Below are 18,296 nucleotides of genomic sequence, written 5' to 3'. Positions count from 1 at the left end.
TCGGCCATGACTATTAAATCTGACCACTGGATCCGCCGCATGGGCGAGCAAGGCATGATCAGCCCATTTGAGCCTGAGCAGGTTCGCCAAGACGCCGCCGGACAAAAAATTGTGAGCTATGGCACTTCAAGCTATGGCTATGACATTCGTTGCGCTGATGAATTCAAGATCTTTACGAACATCAATAGCACTATTGTTGATCCCAAGAACTTCGATGAGCAATCTTTCGTCGACTTCAAGGGCCCGGTATGCATCATCCCGCCCAATTCTTTTGCTTTAGCAAGAACGGTTGAGTACTTCAAGATTCCACGCAGCGTATTAACGGTCTGCGTCGGTAAGAGTACTTATGCGCGTTGTGGAATTATTGTGAACGTCACGCCATTCGAGCCAGAGTGGGAAGGTTATGTGACTCTGGAGTTTTCCAATACCACGCCCTTGCCTGCCAAGATTTATGCCGGCGAGGGATGCGCACAAGTATTGTTCTTTGAGAGCGATGAAGTGTGTGGCACTTCTTACAAAGATCGTGGCGGTAAGTATCAAGGTCAAGTTGGCGTTACATTGCCAAAGACATAAATCAAAGACTTAAATCTATTTAATCGCCTCACTGGCGAATTTAAAGGGTACTCATGAAATTTCGTTTCCCAATCATCATTATTGATGAGGATTTTCGCTCTGAAAACATTTCAGGTTCAGGCATTCGCGACTTAGCTGAGGCTATTGAAACCGAGGGCATGGAGGTCATCGGCTTGACTAGCTATGGTGACTTAACCTCCTTTGCCCAGCAAGCGTCCCGCGCCTCTAGCTTTATTGTGTCGATAGATGACGAAGAATTTGTTTCGGATTCTGAAGACCATGATTTACCTGCACTCAATAACTTACGCGCCTTTATTACTGAGGTACGTAAACGCAATGAAGATATTCCGATCTTCTTGTATGGTGAGACTCGTACTTCGCGTCATATGCCGAACGACATTCTCCGTGAGTTACACGGCTTTATTCATATGAATGAAGACACGCCTGAGTTTGTGGCGCGCCATATTATTCGTGAAGCCAAGGTCTACCTAGACTCATTAGCACCTCCTTTCTTCCGGGCCCTTACTAATTACGCCTCTGAAGGTTCATATTCTTGGCACTGCCCTGGGCATTCTGGTGGCGTTGCTTTCTTAAAGAGCCCAGTAGGGCGTATGTTCCATCAATTTTTTGGTGAAAACATGCTTCGCGCCGACGTGTGTAATGCGGTTGAAGAGTTAGGTCAGTTGCTGGATCACACTGGTCCGGTATTGCAGAGCGAGCGTAATGCTGCACGTATTTTTAATGCCGATCATTTGTTCTTTGTGACGAACGGCACCTCGACATCCAACAAGATTGTTTGGCATTCTACTGTTGCCCCTGGCGACGTGGTGGTGGTAGATCGTAATTGCCATAAGTCGGTGATCCATTCGATTACGATGATGGGCGCGATCCCTATCTTCTTGATGCCAACCCGCAATCATCTTGGCATTATTGGCCCGATTCCTAAAGAAGAGTTTGAGTGGAAAAACATCAAGAAAAAGATTGATGCTAATCCCTTCATTAAAAATAAGGATGTCATTCCACGGGTAATGACCCTCACGCAAAGTACCTACGACGGTATTATTTACAACGTCGAGATGATTAAAGAGATGCTCGATGGCAAGGTGGACTCATTGCATTTCGATGAAGCTTGGCTCCCGCATGCCGCCTTCCATCCCTTCTACAAAGACATGCACGCCATCGGATCTGACCGTAAGCGCACTAAAAAAAGTTTGATGTTCGCTACCCAATCGACTCATAAGTTGTTAGCTGGTCTGTCACAGGCTTCACAGGTATTGGTGCAGGATGCTGAAGACACCAAGTTGGATCGGGACTGCTTCAATGAAGCTTACTTGATGCATACCTCTACCAGCCCACAGTACGCCATTATCGCGTCTTGCGATGTGTCTGCAGCCATGATGGAATCCCCAGGCGGCACCACCCTAGTGGAAGAATCGATCGCCGAGGCAATGGATTTTCGGCGTGCGATGCGCGAAGTAGATGATAAGTTTGGTGCAGATTGGTGGTTTAAGGTTTGGGGTCCAGATCACTTAACTGAAGAGGGCATTGGTGAGCGCTCTGATTGGGTATTGGAGCCGAATGCCAGCTGGCATGACTTTGGTAAGGTTGCTCAAGATTTCAATATGCTTGATCCAATCAAGGCGACTGTTGTAACGCCTGGTTTAGATATCGAGGGTAACTTTGGCTCTATGGGTATTCCGGCAAGTATTGTGACAAAGTACCTGGCTGAGCATGGCGTGATCGTTGAGAAGTGCGGTTTGTATTCTTTCTTCATCATGTTTACTATTGGTATTACGAAGGGTCGTTGGAATACCTTAGTAACGGAATTGCAACAGTTCAAAGATCACTTTGATAAGAACGCTCCTCTCTGGAAAGTATTGCCTGAGTTTGTTGCTAAACATCCCCGTTATGAGCGTGTTGGCCTCAAAGATATTTGCCAGCAGATTCATGAGTTCTATAAGAGCCGTAACGTAGCACGCATGACTACAGAGATGTACACCTCAGACATGGTTCCGGCCATGATGCCTTCAGAGGCTTGGGCCAAAATGGCGCACAAGGAAGTGGATCGAGTTCCTTTGGATCAATTGGAGGATCGGATTACTGCAATGTTAGTGACACCCTATCCTCCAGGCATTCCATTGTTGATTCCGGGTGAACGCTTTAATAAACGCATCATTGACTATCTCTATTTTGCGCGTGACTTCAATGCGCAGTTCCCCGGCTTTGAAACCGACATTCATGGTTTAGTCAAAGCAGATATAGATGGGCGTAGCGAATATTATGTTGATTGCGTAAGGCAAGAGCCGGATATCACCCTTTAATTTGGTTTAAATGCATCATCCCCCCGAATACCCTGCATTTGCAGGGTATTTTTTTTGCTTGCACTGAAATAAGAATTTGAATATACTTGTACAATATATAGAACAAGTAGGATTTGACCATGAGAGTGATTAATTTTTCTGATGCCAGAAACCAATTTAAGCAAGTGATTGATCAGGTGGTGAGTGATTGTGATGTAGCAATCATCTCTCGCAGAGATGCTGATGATGCGGTGGTAATGTCTTTGAATACCTATAACAGCATGATGGAAACACTCCATTTATTAAAATCTCCTGCTAACGTAAAACATCTGGAGAAATCATTGGCGCAATATCGCAAAGGGCAAACCAAAGAACGAGCCCTTGTAGATGCTAAGTAGGATTGTGTGGACAAGCGCTGCATGGTCTGATTACGTTTACTGGCAAGGACAAGATAAAAAAACTTTAAAGCGTCTCAACGCGCTTATTAAAGATACTATGCGAAATCCCGAGGATGGCATTGGTAAGCCTGAAGAATTAAGAGGAAGCCTATCGGGACTTTGGTCAAGACGAATAGATGACGTTCATCGTCTTGTTTATGCCATCGAGAAAGATCAGCTTGTGATCATTGCGTGCCGATATCACTATCAATGATCGTGTTTTGGGGCGGTTATTTGATCGGCTTATCCAATTGAAATATCACTTGCGCATCCTCATCAACCTTGCTTGGTAATTTTTCTGATTTAGCATCATCACCGCTCGTGAAATTAAATTCCTGACTCTCGGCCACTGCTGCTGGCTTATCAAGCAGAGTAGTGACTAACGCTGGGAATGCCGCCACAAGCACAACCATGATGAGTTGCAGTCCTACCCAAGGCAATGCACCCCAGTAGATATCACTACTCTTCACTTCTTTGGGCGCTACACCGCGCAAATAGAAGAGTGCAAAGCCAAAGGGAGGGTGCATAAATGACGTTTGCATATTGACGCACAGCATTACGCCAAACCAGACTAGCGCAGCGCTGGCAGCGGCTTGAGGATTGCCATTCATTGAGGCGAGCAAGACGGGCGAGAGTAGCTTGACTGCGACAGGTGCCAGTAAGGGCACGATGATGAAGGCGATCTCGAAGAAGTCTAGGAAGAAGGCGAGGAAGAAAACAAACAAGTTCACTACAACTAAGAACCCAATCCAACCACCTGGCAGATGGGAAAATAATTCCTCGACCCAGTGCCCACCATCTACTCCTTGGAAAACTACTGAGAAGCAAGTGGAGCCAATCAAAATGAATACCACCATAGCAGTAATGCGCATTGTGTTTTGATAAGCCTCCTGAATCAGCCCCTTCAGATTGGGAATATTCGCTCTACGAAGCCATGCCAACAGTAATGCACCCATTGCCCCCATGGCGCCTGACTCGGTTGGGGTCGCAATTCCCATCATAATGGTGCCTAGTACCAAAAAAATCAGCGCTGCCGAAGGAATAATTCCCATGAAGCATTTTTTCCAGAGCGCCAAACCCTTGAGGGTAAGCTCACTCTCTGGCGCAGCAGGCAGGTAGTCTGGCCTAAGGCGTGACAGAAAGAAGGTGTAGAGCGCAAACAGACCAATTTGGAGCAGGGATGGACCCCAAGCACCCAGATACATACTGCCGACATCTGCGCTACCACTTTGAGTCTTCAGTTGATCAGCCAACACGATCAATACCAATGACGGTGGTACAAGCTGGGTAATCGTCCCAGAAGCCGCTAAAACGCCCGTAGCGTAGCGCATGTTGTAACCATAACGGATCATTACTGGCAGCGAGATCATGGCCATAGCGATCACCTGAGCAGCCACTGTACCGGTAATCGCCCCCAAAATGAATCCCACAATAATCACTGAATAGCCTAGACCACCCCGAACACGCCCAAACAGTTGGCCCATAGAATCGAGCATTTCTTCTGCAAGACCACAGCGTTCCAGAATGGCGCCCATGAAGGTGAAGAACGGAATAGCCAAGAGAAGATCATTTGCCAGAACACTGCCAAAGATCCGCTGTGGAATGGCTTGTAAGAACGGCATACCAAAAAAGTTCTCGCTAATAGCGATGCCGGCAAAAAAGAGGCCCGCCGCCATTAATGAAAACGCAACCGGAAAGCCGATCAACATAAACACAATCAGTCCGCCAAACATCAGCGGTGGCATCCATTCAAGCGGAATCATTGCATGGGCTTTTCATAATGGAGATCTTCAGCCGGCAGAGTTACTTTCCCCTTGAGGGCGCCAATGCGTTTAATAATTTCAGATACGCCTTGCAGGCTCAACATGAAGAAGCCGAATGGAACAATCAATTTAATGGGGTAGCGTGGTAAACCACCGGCATTGAGGGAATGCTCCGAGACCAGCCATGAGGGGTAGAACAGGGTAGTCCAAGAGAGCCAGGCAAATAAGATGCAGGCGGGCATCAAAAACAAGATCAAACCAAAGAGATCTGTATACAGTCGACCGCGATCCGAAAGTTGTGAGTAAATTAAATCGACTCGAACATGCTCATTGCGCTTGAGTGTGTAAGAGGCGCCCAGCATAACAGCCGCGCTAAAGAGATACCACTGCAACTCTAACGGCCAGTTATTGCTGATATCTAAGCCGTAGCGCATAAGCGCATTGGCCGCTGAAACTATGCAGGATAGCAAAATCAGGATGCTGGCTATCTGGCCTAAGAATTGATTGAGGCGATCAATTCCGTTTGAGAGCGTTCCCCAAAAGCCCATGCAATCTAGAGATCCGCGCGACCCTGTTTGATTGCAGCGAGTACCTGAGTTGGCGCAGTGCCACCAGCATGTTGACGTGAATGAACAGAGCCATCGACAGTCAATAGGTCAAATACATCGTCGCCAATGAGTTCAGGACGACTATCTAAGCCACAAGCAAAGCGCAACTCAGAAAGACTCAGGTCAGTCAGCATGCAATGACGACCTACACAAGCCTTGACTGCATGCGCTACTGCCTCATGCGCATCACGGAAGGCCAATCCTTTTTTAACCAGGTAGTCAGCTAAGTCGGTTGCGGTTGCAAAGCCCTCTTCAGCAGCCGCTTTCATGACATCCGCCTTGACTTGAATATGGGGCACCATGTCCGCGAAGATGCGCAAAGTATCTTGTACGGTATCGACCGCATCAAACAACGGCTCCTTGTCTTCTTGATTGTCTTTGTTATATGCCAACGGCTGACTCTTCATTAGCGTCAATAAAGCAATTAAGTCGCCATACACACGCCCTGTTTTGCCACGAGCGAGCTCCGGTACATCCGGATTTTTCTTCTGCGGCATTATGGAGCTGCCGGTACAGAAGCGATCTGGCAAATCAATAAAGCCAAAGCGTGGACTGAGCCACAGCACTAGTTCTTCAGAGAGACGGGAGATGTGCATCATCAAAATTGATGCAAAAGCGCAAAACTCAATCGCAAAGTCACGATCAGAGACGGCATCTAACGAGTTATTGCAGATACCATCGAAGCCCAGAAGCTTGGCTACTTGCTCACGATCAATCGGGTAGGTTGTCCCAGCTAGTGCTGCAGCACCTAATGGCAGGCGATTAAAGCGGGCGCGCAGATCAGCCAAGCGACTAGCATCACGACTAAACATTTCGTAATACGCCATCAGATGATGACCAAAAGTAATTGGCTGCGCTACTTGTAAATGGGTATGGCCCGGCATGATCGTGGCGGCGTGAGTCTCTGCTAGATCGAGTAAGGCAATACGCAAAGTTTTGAGGGTTTTCGCAATCTGATCGGCGCCATCCCGTAGCCATAGACGTAAATCGGTAGCTACTTGGTCATTGCGTGAGCGACCAGTATGCAGACGCTTTCCGGCATCACCCACCAATTCTGTCAGACGGGCCTCGATGTTCAGGTGAACATCCTCGAGGGCAAGTTGCCATTGGAAGATACCAGCCTCAATTTCACTTTTAATCTGGGCCATCCCCTTCTGAATATCTGCTAAATCTTGTGCGCTGATAATCTTTTGGGAAGCCAGCATTTCCGCGTGAGCTAGGGATCCTGCGATATCTACTAAGGCAAAACGTTGATCAAAGCCGATAGAGGCGGTATAACGCTGCACCAGTTCGTCAACCGGTTCAGTGAAACGGGCCGACCAAGCTTGGGCTTTGTTGGCGAGGGAATTTTTGGATGAGCTCATAAAAGCAGTATATTGGTGTCGGTCTTTAATTATTTTAAATGTTATGTCCCAATCTTCCCTATCTAGCGCTACCCCTTCTATCTCCAGCCCTCCAGAGCGTCTTGTAATCGCCTCCCGCGAGAGCCGGCTTGCCATGTGGCAGGCTGAACACGTCCGAGATTGCCTCAAAAAGCTCTATCCAGGATGCGATGTCCAAATTTTGGGTATGACCACTCGGGGAGACCAAATATTGGATAAAGCGCTCTCCAAAGTCGGCGGAAAGGGCTTATTTGTTAAAGAGCTAGAAACTGCACTGGAGGATGGACGGGCAGATTTGGCAGTGCATTCTTTAAAAGATGTCCCCATGGTGATGCCTGAAGGCTTTGATCTGTCTTGCGTGATGGTCCGGGAAGATGCCCATGATGCATTTGTTTCTAATGACTATGCCGGTCTTGAAGATCTACCCCAAGGCGCGGTTGTAGGGACCTCTAGCTTGCGACGTGAGTCGGTTCTCCGAGCCAAATTTCCCCATCTCGAAATTCAGCCCTTAAGAGGAAACTTAGATACTCGGATGGGCAAATTGGACCGGGGTGAGTATCAGGCGATTATTTTGGCTGCCGCCGGTCTCAAGCGACTTGGTTTGGAAAGTCGCATTCGGGCTTTATTACCTATCGATCCTTACACTCCAGCAGCAGGCCAAGGGGCTCTGGGAATCGAAACCCTGAGTAAGCATCCCAACATTAAGCAGTGGCTTGCCCCGTTAAATGATTTGGCAACGTTGTATGCCGTCTCTGCTGAACGCATGGTGTCACGCCAGCTTGGAGGCTCTTGTGAGGTGCCACTCGCAGCATATGCTACTTGGGACCAGAATCAGATGCATATCCGATCTTTTGTAGCTAGTGTAGATGGCAAGGCAATTTGTCTTGCTACCGCGCAAGGTGCAGTGGCGAGTTTGGAGGATGCCGAAGCCTTGGGCTTGTCTGTGGCACAAGATTTAATTGCGCAGGGTGCTGCAAGCTTGTTGCCAAATGGCTTGCCCCAGTAATTCTCGGCGACATAAAGCGTCATGAGTAGCAAGACGATTGTCGTTACCCGCCCTAGTGGGCAGAGTCGACAATTGTCCGAAGCGCTACAAAAATCCTTACTCAAGAGTGGCATTACCAAAGAGCTCTCCCCCAAGATTATTTCTTTGCCATTACTTACCATCGTCCCCAAGAATGAGGATGGTTTAGGCAATCAGATGATTCAAGCTCTTCAATCGGCTGACCTCGCTATATTCGTCAGCCCAAATGCCATTGAGTGCACCCTGCGTCTTCTCGAAAAGTCTTGGCAGGAGCTATCCAATCACGTGATTCCGATTGGGGTGATGGGTGGCAGCAGTATGGCGGCGTTAAAAAATCATGGCATTGGAGCTGAGAGCACTCCCACACTAATCATTCTTCCGCAAGATAAGGCCCATTGGGATTCAGAAGGCTTATGGTTTGAGTTGCAGAAATTGCAATGGAATTGGCCAAGTAAGAAAGTGCTGATCTTCAAAGGCGAGGGTGGGCGCGACTGGTTGGCTGAAACCTTGAAGAATGCAGGAGCGCAAGTGGAGGCGATTTCAGTCTATCAGCGTGTGCCTTTAGCTCTCGATAATCCTGCTTGGCATGACATTCATGAGATGGATTTTGCACAATCACTTTGGTTGCTGACCTCTTCTGAGGCGGTGCGCTATTTGGGTCAGGCGAAGTTGCCATTGGATCTCGCTACTGCGATTTGTCCACATCACAATATTGCAGACGCTGCTGAGCGAATTGGCTTTGGAGAGGTGTTTACTTGTGAGCCCGGCGATGATGCTTTGATGGCAGCATCGCAAGCTTGGGCCGCTATTTAATCTGGGCTAGATCAGTAATTCAGTAGCTCAGTAGTGCTGGCAGAAAAACTTCACTCACTAGAAGTGGGCGCCCTTTGAGCTCATAGAGTGTTCGTCTTGCCCAAGTTACCGATGGTAGTTTAGGATATTGCTGAACACATTTTTTCCATAGTGAACTTTGCTTATCTAGGCGCGAAATTTCGCGCAGCGGTTTCCTGTGGGAGTGCATGCGTGTTTTTGCAAAGAGAACAGCGCCTAATGGCTTCTTGCCTAGGCGCAGAACTTCATGATTGCTGCCACTTGAGCTCATGGTGGGGATGATGCTACGCGCCATTACCAGCGGAATGCCATTGGCGCAGAGTAATACTTCTCGTATACGACAATGTTTGATTTTGAAATGAAAATAGCGACTCTCGTCGCTATCTAAGTTTTGCCGGCAATCGCGTAACACTACAACCTCTAGCTTTTGACCAATGAGCTGTTCAATTTTTTGGGTTAAAGAACCAGTATCACTAAGCCAAGGCTGCCATTGGCGTGGCGCTTGATGAAGTTCACCGGAATCGACTCGATTCCATGCAGAACGGAGACGAAAACGGTGAATCATTTTTAGCTACCGCTAAAGTTTCTGCGTTGACCACCAGTTTTGGGTTTAGCAAAACGAGGACCAGCAGACGGACGTGAGTCACCAGAGCGAGCAGGTCGTGAGTCACCAGAGCGAGCAGGTCGTGAGTCGCCAGACGGGCGTGAATCACCAGAGCGCGCAGGACGTGAATCAGCAAAGCGATTAGCGCCAGCAGCAGGACGTGAGTCGCCAGATGGACGGGAATCACCAGAACGAGATTCAAAATGATTGCCTGAGCGATTACCACCGCCTCCGCCACCACCACTGCCAGAGCGAGACTCTGAACGAGCGCCTGAACCATAACGACCACCGCCACCGCCGCCGCCAGAGCGACCGCCGCCACCGAAACCACCTGAACGACCACCGCCTGGGCGACCGCCGCCGCCACCACCAAAGCTAGGCTTGGCTTGCGGCTCTAGACCAGCGATTACTGAAGCAACAATGTCTTGCTGGGTAAAACGCTCAATATTGCGAATCTTGGCACGGTCACGATGTTCAACCAAAGTGATGGCAACGCCATTACGACCAGCGCGTCCAGTTCTACCAATGCGGTGCGTGTAATCTTCTGGTTTCATTGGCAAGCCAAAGTTAATCACATGACTAATACGGGGCACATCGATACCGCGAGCGGCTACATCAGTCGCAACCAAAATCTTGGTGTGACCTTTGCGAAGAGACTCGAGACGACGCATACGAACAGCTTGTGGCATTGCACCGTGTAAGGCGCTTGCTTCATAACCATTCGCACGCAGAGTATCAGCAATTTTTTCACTTTCAATTTGCGTACTAGCAAACACCACTGCTTGATCTAAAGAGGCGTCAGCCAAAATGTGCTCGAGCAGCTTATGTTTGTGTGACATGCTGTCAGCCCAATGCAACTTCTGTTCGATATTGGCATGCTTTTCACCAGCGTGAGCAAGCTCAATCCGCTTTGCATTGCTAGTCAGTTCATTTGCTAAAGACATAATCTTTGGCGCAAAAGTTGCTGAGAACATTAGGGTTTGGGTACGGCTAGCACAACGTTTGTCAATGGCTTCGAGATCATCAGCAAATCCCATGTCAAGCATACGATCAGCTTCATCGATCACGAGTTGTTTTACATCATCTAAGCGAATTGCTTTGCTGTCAGTCAAGTCGAGTAAACGACCAGGGGTTGCGACAACTAACAAGGCGCCTTTGAGCGCTTGGATTTGCTTGCCATAAGGCATGCCACCCATGACGGTTGCGATACGAATGCCTTTCATGCCACGAACTAAGTTGACTGCATCTGCAGCAACCTGTTGAGCTAATTCACGAGTAGGGCAGAGCACCAACACTTTAGGTTGAGCGCGGCCTGGAACAGGTGAGCTGTTAGGGTTATCTTCGATCAGTTGATTAATTAAAGGTAATAAAAAGGCTGCAGTTTTACCGCTACCAGTTTGGCTGCTGACTAATAAGTCACCGCCAGCGAGCGCCGCAGGAATAACCTGAGCTTGCACTTCAGTGGCTTGGGTATAACCCAGTTCAGCAACGTTTTTAAGGAGTTGCGCCGCAAGGGCGAAAGACTGGAACTCAGTTCCAGAGGGTTTTGAGTCTTTCAACTCAGGATTCGTTTCTTTAGAAAAAGTCATGCTATTGCACATCCCGATGAAGGGATGTCTCCGTGTATACACTCTTTGTTTTTTACTGAGTGTGATGGTCAAAGGCATCGACCATCAGACAGGCGGCAGCGCGTTTTTTGGACTTCGGTGTTTATAACCTCTAAACGGTACGCTGAAATATAGCTGGGGGGCGATGAATCAAATTGCTTTAAAAAGCCTCCAATTATGGCATTTTTGTAGCCGTATTACAAGGGTTTTCCCGAATTAATTGCTACTGAAGCAATTAAGGTAGCCAACGCAATAAACGCTCCACCCCATTGCCGTATGGCGGTCTTACCAACTGAGTACCCCGCAAGTAAGGTATGCCAAAGAAGCCACGGACTTCCAAAACGGATTTGCGATGACTGAATAGTTCAAAACCCACTTTGCCATGGTAGGCACCCATGCCACTGGGACCAACGCCGCCAAAAGGTAAATTTTCTACCGCTGCGTGTAGCAGGGTGTCATTAATCGTCACACCACCAGAGCGTGTTTCATCGAGAATGCGCTGCATCACTTTTTTGTTGTTGCCAAACCAATATAGGGCTAATGGCATTGGCCGGTCATTGATATACCGAATAGTAGAGACCAGATCATTGATTATTACGATTGGCAGAATGGGGCCGAAGACTTCTTCTTGCATGATGAGCGCTTCATCAGGCACATTAAGGAGTGCTACGGGCGTGAAGGAGGGCGAGCTATTTTCACCAAAAGAAATGAGTGGAATTGCTTGCGCACCACGCTTCACTGCGTCTTGAACTAATTGTTGCCAGCGAGTAAGTTGATGTTCATCAATCGCTCCAGTTAATACTTCGGGATTCGAGAATTGATTTTGAGCCGCACGCTGCAGCTCTTGAACAAAGTTATCGACATCATTAGCATGCACCACCACATAATCAGGGGCAATGCACGTTTGACCACCGTTAATGAGCTTACCGTAAATGATGCTGGCCGCAGCCTCTTGAAGCTTGGCAGAGGGGTCCACAATAGCTGGGGACTTACCCCCTAGCTCTAGTGTTATAGGCGTTAAGTGATCCGCAGCGGCGCGCATAACTTTTTTACCAATATTGCCGGAGCCAGTGAAAAATAGATGATCAAAAGGGAGTGCCGCAAAAGATTCTGCGAGATCTGCGCCACCAGCGATGACACAAAATTCGCTAGGGTGAAAGTACTCTTGGATCAAGGCTGTCAAAAATCCGGAGGTGCGTGAACTTCTTTCTGATGGCTTGAGCCATACTCGATTCCCGGCTGCAAGGGCGGCGATGGCTGGAACCAGCGCAAGCTGAACGGGATAATTCCAAGGACTCATGATGCCAACTACCCCTATAGATTGCATTTGGGTCCAAGCATGAGAAGACCCCATAAATCCTGGGGTCGGCACAAGCTGGGGTTTCATCCACTCTTTGAGATGCTGGCGAACATGCTTACAAGCCTGATAAATCATCTGAAATTCAAGCAGCCTACTCTCAATTGGGTGACGCGTACCAAAGTCTGCAGCCAATACCGTACAGAGCTTTTCCTCATTGGCAGCAATCATTTGTTCAATGCGCCCAATGCGCTCAAGGCGAACCTCTAAGCTGGGGTTTGGTTCTAAAGCATAAGCCGCCTTGATTTCATCTAATTGGAGTGTGAAGCGATTTATGAGCATTGAGTTTATCTATGGCGAGCAAAAGATTGAATAAGGCATTAGGATAAAGCCATGAACGAAATCACCCATAAAAATCACTCAGGCCTGGAGCGCGCCACTTTGGGAGGCGGCTGTTTCTGGTGCCTAGAGGCGGTTTATCAGCAAATTTCAGGTGTGAGCACGGTAGTGTCCGGTTATGCAGGTGGAGCCATGCTAAATCCTGATTATGAATCGATCTGCTCTGGTCAAACGGGCCATGCAGAAATCGTCGATGTGTACTTTGATCCGGAGATAGTCTCTTATCGCGACTTATTAGAAATCTTTTTCGTGATTCATGATCCAACAACCTTGAACTATCAAGGTAATGATCGTGGTACGCAATATCGCTCAGTTATTTTTACTCATAGCGAGAGTCAAATGACAATGGCGCACGAGGTTGTAAAAGAGCTGGAGGTGGCGAAAATTTATTCGGGTGCGGTTGTAACTCAAATTGATGCCGCTCCTGTCATTTATCCAGCTGAAGCGTATCACCAGAATTATTTTCGTCAGCATCCAGGTCAAGGCTACTGCATGGCAGTTGTCGCTCCCAAGTTAGCTAAATTTAGAGCAAAGTTTCACTCTTTAATTGCTTCGGAGTTTCGCTAAGACGGTCGAGATTGTTTCTGCTAAGCCTCTTTAGGGTGCTAGGCGGGTGATGCGCCAACCGTTACCTACAACTCGGTAATGGATGCGATCGTGCAGGCGTGAAGGGCGACCTTGCCAAAATTCAATCTCAGTAGGATGCAGGCGATAGCCACCCCAGTGCTCTGGTCTTGGAGCTTGGTCACCAAAGTCTGCCGCGAAACGTTTTTCAGCGTCTTCAAGAAATTCTCGACTGGGAATTTCAGCGCTTTGTGGAGAAGCCCAGGCGCCAATGCGGGAGGCGACAGGGCGAGAATGGAAATATTCATCGCTTTCTGCGGCGGTCGCTTTTTCGACTACACCTTTGATGCGAACTTGGCGTTCAAGCTCATGCCAATGAAACAATAAGGCAGCATGAGGACGAATGGCCAACTCTTTGCCTTTTTGGCTTTCATAATTAGTAAAGAAGGTAAAACCAGCTTCATCCGCCCCTTTGAGTAAGACAATACGGGCTGAGGGATTGCCTGATATATCAGCAGTCGCCAAAGTCATCGAGTTCGGTTCCGGACATTGTGCCGTAATTGCCTGATCAAACCAGACCTGAAATAAGACCAAAGGATCGGGTGGAACCTCAGTTTCTGAAAGCTGACCGAAGGTATAGTTTTTGCGAAGTTGAGCAATGGAGTCCATTTTTTCAGTATAAAGAGAAGCTATGGAAGAAAACAAGATAGAAGATAGGAAAGAAGTCAATTTGGATGATCGTCGTTTTGGGGGAGTAGCTCGTCTATACGGCCCTGAGCTGCGGGAGTGCTTTCGTCATGCCACGGTCGTAATTGCCGGCCTAGGAGGAGTGGGTTCTTGGGCTGCCGAAGCCTTGGCGCGCACGGCAATTGGACATCTTGTATTAATTGATTTTGATCACATTGCTGAAAGTAATACCAATCGTCAACTTCACGCGCTCGAGGGTGAGTTCGGTAAGGCAAAAGTACAAGTGATGACTGATCGTATTCGCCGAATTAATCCTGATATTCAATTAACCTCCTGCGATACATTTTTGGAGTCAGGGAATTTAGATGAATTAATTCCCCCTGATGCCATTATTTTGGATGCTACAGATTCAGTACTAACCAAAATTGCCTTAGCAGTGTGGGCAACTAAAAACGAGCGCGCTCTAGTGATGTGTGGTGCTGCTGGCGGAAAATCTGATCCTACTTCTGTGCGTTGCGATGATCTTTCTCGAACCGAGCAAGATGCTTTACTCGCTAAGGTGCGTCAAGGCCTACGACAAGACCATGGCTTTTCTAGAAGCCTGAAGAAAAAAATTGGCATTCGCGCTATTTATTCTCATGAGCCACGGGCAGGGGCTGCCAGCGGTGGTCTAGCTTGTTCTGGTTATGGATCTACAGTCATGGTCACTGCAGCCTGTGGTTTGGCCGCTGCTGCCGAAGTTTTAAATCTGATTGCGATTCAGAAGGCCATTGCTTAAAACGATCCCCAAATCCTTTAGGGGAATCCCTGTAGGAAATTACGGATTCTGATGTCGTCCCTAATTAATTCAAGTTCGTCTTAGCCTTTATCTATTAGGTTAACAACTTTTTTGCACCTCATATTTATTTCTTTAAGCACTTTGTGCATTTCTAGCCTCTAGTCTAGAAGTCCAGTCCTCCCTAGACTTTGTCTCGTTGGTGACTTATCAACGACAAATCGAAAGGAGGTCTCTTTTGCAGACTGAACACACTGGTTTAAAGCGCCACCTCAAAGTCCGGCATATTCGCCTCATGGCCTTGGGTTCTACTATCGGAGTTGGATTATTTCTGGGATCGGCTAGCGCGATCCAAATCGCAGGACCCTCTATTTTGCTGGGATACCTGCTGGCCGGCATCGTGGCCTTCATTGTGCTGCGCACCTTGGGGGAAATGGCTGTTCATGAGCCAGTAGCGGGCTCATTTGCCGCCTATGCCAACAACTACGTTGGCCCACTAGCAGGCTATATGGTGGGTTGGGGTTATTGGACTTATTGGATTGTCGTTGGCATTGCTGAGGTAACTGCTGTTGGTATTTATATGGGCATTTGGTTTCCTGATACACCTCAGTGGATATGGGCCTTATCTTCTATCTTGATGATGGGCCTGATTAATCTCATTGCTGTAAAAGTTTTTGGTGAGTTTGAGTTTTGGTTTGCCTTAATCAAAGTAGTTGCTATTGTTGCCATGATTGCATTAGGTGCTTCCGTCATTTTGTTTGGCTTTACCAATGACTGGCAACCGATTGGCTTGAGTAATTTGTGGCAACACGGCGGCTTCTTTCCGAACGGGATTAGCGGAATGCTACTTTCCTTGCAGATGGTCTTATTTGCCTATGTTGGTATTGAGATGATTGGTTTATCTGCTGGTGAAGCTGAGAATCCACGCAAAACGATTCCCATGGCAATTGATTCATTGGCATGGCGCATCTTGATTTTCTATATGGGCGCAATCCTCGTTATCTTAGCCATCTTTCCTTGGAATGAAATTGGCCAACAAGGTAGTCCGTTTGTAGTGATGTTTGAGCGTATTGGACTGCGTGAGGCTGCTGGAATCATTAACTTTGTGGTGATTACTGCAGCGTTGTCATCTTGCAATGCCGGCATCTTTAGTGGCGGTCGTCTCTTGTACGCACTCTCGAAGAATAACTATGCGCCAGCTCCGTTTGCCAAGCTATCAAAGAATGGTGTTCCGCATCGGGCAGTGATGGCTACCGTAGCAGTCTGTATGACGGGAGTGGTATTGAATTACTTTGTTCCAGATAAGGCATTTCAATACATCATGGCCGCAGTTACTTTTATTGGTCTGATGGTATGGATTGCTATTTTGATCACACAAATTCAATTTCGCCGTTCTCTTACTAAAACCCAGGTTGCTGAGTTGGCCTATCGCGCACCCTGGTGGCCCTATTCCTCGTGGTTCGCATTGGCATTTATTGCTTTGGTAGTGGTGTTGATGGGCTTTCATGAGGATGCACGGATAGCTTTGATCTTAGGTCCGTGCTTATTAAGTGTGTATCTCGCCATGTTTTATCTCGTTGGCTTGCATCGCAAAACAAAACTGAGTCGTGAATTCAAATAAGGAGATATAAATGATTGTTGGCGTACCTCAAGAAGTAAAAAATAATGAATTTCGTGTTGGCTTAACACCAGGTAATGTTCGGGGTTTGTGTAAGCACGGTCACTCTGTTTTAGTGCAACGTGGAGCTGGTGAGCAAATTGGTTTGAGCGACGAGTCTTACCGCTTAGCTGGAGCTTCTTTGATTAATAGTGCTGCAGAGGTGTTTGCCAAAGCAGAGATGATTGTTAAAGTAAAGGAGCCTCAGCCACAAGAATGCGCGATGTTGCGTGAAGATCAAATTCTTTTCACTTATCTTCATCTGGCCCCAGATCCACAGCAGACTATGGCCTTAATCGCTTCGGGAGCCACGTGTATTGCATATGAAACTGTCACTTCATGCACTGGCACACTGCCGCTTTTGGCGCCTATGAGTGAGGTAGCAGGCAGGATGTCCATTCAAGCTGCCGCTATTCATCTAGAAAAGACGTCTGGAGGATTAGGTATTTTGATGGCCGGCGTCCCTGGAGTAGCGCCGGCAAAGGTGGTCATATTGGGGGCTGGTGTAGTAGGGCGAAATGCTTTGCAAATGGCGGTTGGCATGGGTGCAGAGGTTTGTATCTTTGATCGCAATATTGACTGTTTAAGACAGATTGATATGCTCTACGGGAATCGCGTAAGAACCTTTTATGCAGATCCACTTTTAGTGGAGTTAGAAGTCTGCGAAGCCGATGTAGTGATTGGTGCCGTGTTATTGCCAGGTGCCGCAGCGCCAAAGCTGGTCACTAGAGAGATGGTTCGCAAGATGAAGGCTGGCGCAGTAGTGGTCGATGTAGCAATTGATCAAGGCGGTTGTTTTGAAACATCTAAACCCACTACGCACGCAGATCCTACCTTTATGGTGGATGGCATACTGCACTATTGTGTTGCGAATATGCCCGGCGCAGTTGCTCGCACATCTACTTTTGCTTTGACTAATGCGACCTACCCCTTTATTGAAGCATTGGCAAACCGCGGAATAGTGACAGCCTTATCTAAAGATCATCACTTGCGTAACGGCCTGAGTGTGCATCGAGGAAGTCTGACATCTGAGCCGGTAGCTCAGGCCCAAAAAGTCGATTTTGTATCGGCCGAAGAGTTGTTGGCTGTTTAATTCTCGCATTAAAGTTGTCCATGCTGAATGCATCAATTTCATCTGATGCATTCAGTACAAAATAGATAGAAGCTTGCAATGACTGGATCTTCCTCTATTATTCAAGAATGGACTTATCCGCACTAGCAATTTCTACGGGTGTAGTGGCTCTCGCCGAGATGGGTGATAAAACACAATTACTCTCACTCATGCTAGCTGCACGCTATCCCAAGCAGGCCTTTGCGATTATCGGCGGGATTCTGATTGCAACCATCGCCAATCATGCCTGTGCCGCATTACTAGGTCATTGGCTCACCACATTATTGAGCCCAGACCTGCTGAAGTGGATTTTGGGATTAAGCTTTTTGGGAATAGGGCTCTGGCTCTTGGTTCCTGATCATATTGATGATGCTGGAAGTTCTAAGGCAGTTGATCGCCCTTTTCAGGTATTTATTCTGACGGTTGGACTTTTCTTCTTAGCAGAGATGGGGGACAAGACTCAGATCGCAACGATTGCTTTAGGCGCTAAGTATTCCGATGTTTTTTCTGTAACCGTTGGTACCACTTTGGGGATGATGTTAGCCAATGCTCCAGCGGTTTGGATTGGTCAGAAATTTACCCAGCGCATGCCAATTCGGTGGGTACATGCTGTAGCTGCCGTAACCTTCATTGCTATCGGTGCAGCAACCCTTATTTGGGGCTAGGGCAAATGGATC

General features: G+C 47.7%; 18 protein-coding genes. 11 read left to right on the top strand and 7 right to left on the bottom strand.

What is annotated here, in order from left to right:
* Positions 1-6: 6 nt before the first annotated feature.
* The 4 genes from dcd to ICN15_RS04920 all read left to right on the top strand — a co-directional run bounded on the left by dcd (position 7) and on the right by ICN15_RS04920 (position 3,524).
* On the top strand, positions 7-573 hold the full coding sequence (gene dcd, locus ICN15_RS04935) for a dCTP deaminase (protein ID WP_216201597.1): 567 nt from the start codon (positions 7-9) through the stop codon (positions 571-573).
* 53 nt (positions 574-626) lie between these two features.
* Positions 627-2,894: an arginine/lysine/ornithine decarboxylase gene (locus tag ICN15_RS04930; RefSeq protein ID WP_216201596.1), complete on the top strand. Its 2,268-nt coding sequence runs from the start codon at positions 627-629 to the stop codon at positions 2,892-2,894.
* Between the two features lie 119 nt (positions 2,895-3,013).
* The gene (locus ICN15_RS04925; RefSeq protein ID WP_216201595.1) at positions 3,014-3,271 is read left to right on the top strand and encodes a type II toxin-antitoxin system Phd/YefM family antitoxin; all 258 of its coding nucleotides are present in this window, start codon (positions 3,014-3,016) and stop codon (positions 3,269-3,271) included.
* Positions 3,261-3,524 (top strand): Txe/YoeB family addiction module toxin, encoded by a 264-nt coding sequence (locus ICN15_RS04920; protein WP_216201594.1) that lies wholly within the window; start codon positions 3,261-3,263, stop codon positions 3,522-3,524. Before ICN15_RS04925 ends, ICN15_RS04920 begins: the two co-directional genes overlap by 11 nt.
* Before the next feature lie 16 nt (positions 3,525-3,540).
* Here the strand turns inward: ICN15_RS04920 and ICN15_RS04915 are convergent, their stop codons facing one another.
* From ICN15_RS04915 to argH, 3 genes are read right to left on the bottom strand one after another with little or no spacing between them, the layout of a single operon-like run.
* Positions 3,541-5,073, bottom strand: coding sequence for a TRAP transporter large permease subunit (locus ICN15_RS04915; protein ID WP_216201593.1), 1,533 nt, complete (start codon positions 5,071-5,073; stop codon positions 3,541-3,543).
* Complete coding sequence (locus ICN15_RS04910; protein WP_216201592.1) at positions 5,070-5,621, bottom strand: TRAP transporter small permease subunit; 552 nt, start codon at positions 5,619-5,621, stop codon at positions 5,070-5,072. The genes ICN15_RS04915 and ICN15_RS04910 overlap by 4 nt, the downstream gene beginning before the upstream one ends.
* 5 nt (positions 5,622-5,626) lie before the next feature.
* On the bottom strand, positions 5,627-7,045 hold the full coding sequence (gene argH / locus ICN15_RS04905) for an argininosuccinate lyase (RefSeq protein ID WP_216201591.1): 1,419 nt from the start codon (positions 7,043-7,045) through the stop codon (positions 5,627-5,629).
* 43 nt (positions 7,046-7,088) lie between these two features.
* Between argH and hemC the strand changes: the two genes are divergently transcribed.
* Positions 7,089-8,069, top strand: a complete 981-nt coding sequence (hemC, locus tag ICN15_RS04900; protein ID WP_216201590.1) for a hydroxymethylbilane synthase — start codon at positions 7,089-7,091, stop codon at positions 8,067-8,069.
* Positions 8,070-8,090: 21 nt separating this feature from the next.
* Complete coding sequence (locus tag ICN15_RS04895) at positions 8,091-8,900, top strand: uroporphyrinogen-III synthase (RefSeq protein ID WP_216201589.1); 810 nt, start codon at positions 8,091-8,093, stop codon at positions 8,898-8,900.
* Between the two features lie 19 nt (positions 8,901-8,919).
* On the opposite strand, the gene ICN15_RS04890 is transcribed toward ICN15_RS04895, so the two are convergent.
* The 3 genes from ICN15_RS04890 to ICN15_RS04880 form a co-directional block, all read right to left on the bottom strand.
* On the bottom strand, positions 8,920-9,483 hold the full coding sequence (locus ICN15_RS04890) for a chorismate lyase (protein ID WP_216201588.1): 564 nt from the start codon (positions 9,481-9,483) through the stop codon (positions 8,920-8,922).
* A gap of 2 nt (positions 9,484-9,485) precedes the next feature.
* Positions 9,486-11,111, bottom strand: coding sequence for a DEAD/DEAH box helicase (locus tag ICN15_RS04885; RefSeq protein WP_216201587.1), 1,626 nt, complete (start codon positions 11,109-11,111; stop codon positions 9,486-9,488).
* A gap of 253 nt (positions 11,112-11,364) precedes the next feature.
* On the bottom strand, positions 11,365-12,768 hold the full coding sequence (locus ICN15_RS04880) for a coniferyl aldehyde dehydrogenase (protein WP_216862798.1): 1,404 nt from the start codon (positions 12,766-12,768) through the stop codon (positions 11,365-11,367).
* Positions 12,769-12,819: 51 nt separating this feature from the next.
* Here ICN15_RS04880 and msrA point away from each other — a divergent pair, with 51 nt between their 5' ends.
* Positions 12,820-13,392, top strand: coding sequence for a peptide-methionine (S)-S-oxide reductase MsrA (msrA, locus tag ICN15_RS04875; protein WP_216201586.1), 573 nt, complete (start codon positions 12,820-12,822; stop codon positions 13,390-13,392).
* 30 nt (positions 13,393-13,422) lie between these two features.
* Here the strand turns inward: msrA and pdxH are convergent, their stop codons facing one another.
* On the bottom strand, positions 13,423-14,058 hold the full coding sequence (pdxH, locus tag ICN15_RS04870; RefSeq protein ID WP_216201585.1) for a pyridoxamine 5'-phosphate oxidase: 636 nt from the start codon (positions 14,056-14,058) through the stop codon (positions 13,423-13,425).
* 22 nt (positions 14,059-14,080) lie between these two features.
* On the opposite strand from pdxH, the gene ICN15_RS04865 reads away from it, so the two are divergent.
* The 4 genes from ICN15_RS04865 to ICN15_RS04850 all read left to right on the top strand — a co-directional run bounded on the left by ICN15_RS04865 (position 14,081) and on the right by ICN15_RS04850 (position 18,284).
* Positions 14,081-14,854, top strand: coding sequence for a ThiF family adenylyltransferase (locus ICN15_RS04865; protein ID WP_216201584.1), 774 nt, complete (start codon positions 14,081-14,083; stop codon positions 14,852-14,854).
* A gap of 235 nt (positions 14,855-15,089) precedes the next feature.
* Entirely contained in the window at positions 15,090-16,472 is a 1,383-nt protein-coding gene (locus ICN15_RS04860; protein WP_216201583.1) for an amino acid permease, read from the top strand.
* Positions 16,473-16,482: 10 nt separating this feature from the next.
* Positions 16,483-17,601 (top strand): alanine dehydrogenase, encoded by a 1,119-nt coding sequence (gene ald / locus ICN15_RS04855; protein ID WP_216201582.1) that lies wholly within the window; start codon positions 16,483-16,485, stop codon positions 17,599-17,601.
* 107 nt (positions 17,602-17,708) lie between these two features.
* Positions 17,709-18,284, top strand: coding sequence for a TMEM165/GDT1 family protein (locus tag ICN15_RS04850; protein WP_216201581.1), 576 nt, complete (start codon positions 17,709-17,711; stop codon positions 18,282-18,284).
* Positions 18,285-18,296 lie beyond the last annotated feature (12 nt).

Origin of the sequence: Polynucleobacter sp. CS-Odin-A6 (genome assembly GCF_018882095.1) — a bacterium.
In the GTDB taxonomy this organism is placed as follows: domain Bacteria; phylum Pseudomonadota; class Gammaproteobacteria; order Burkholderiales; family Burkholderiaceae; genus Polynucleobacter.
The sequence above is the reverse complement of the archived record's forward strand: the minus strand, read 5'-3'. Positions and strand labels throughout refer to the sequence as shown.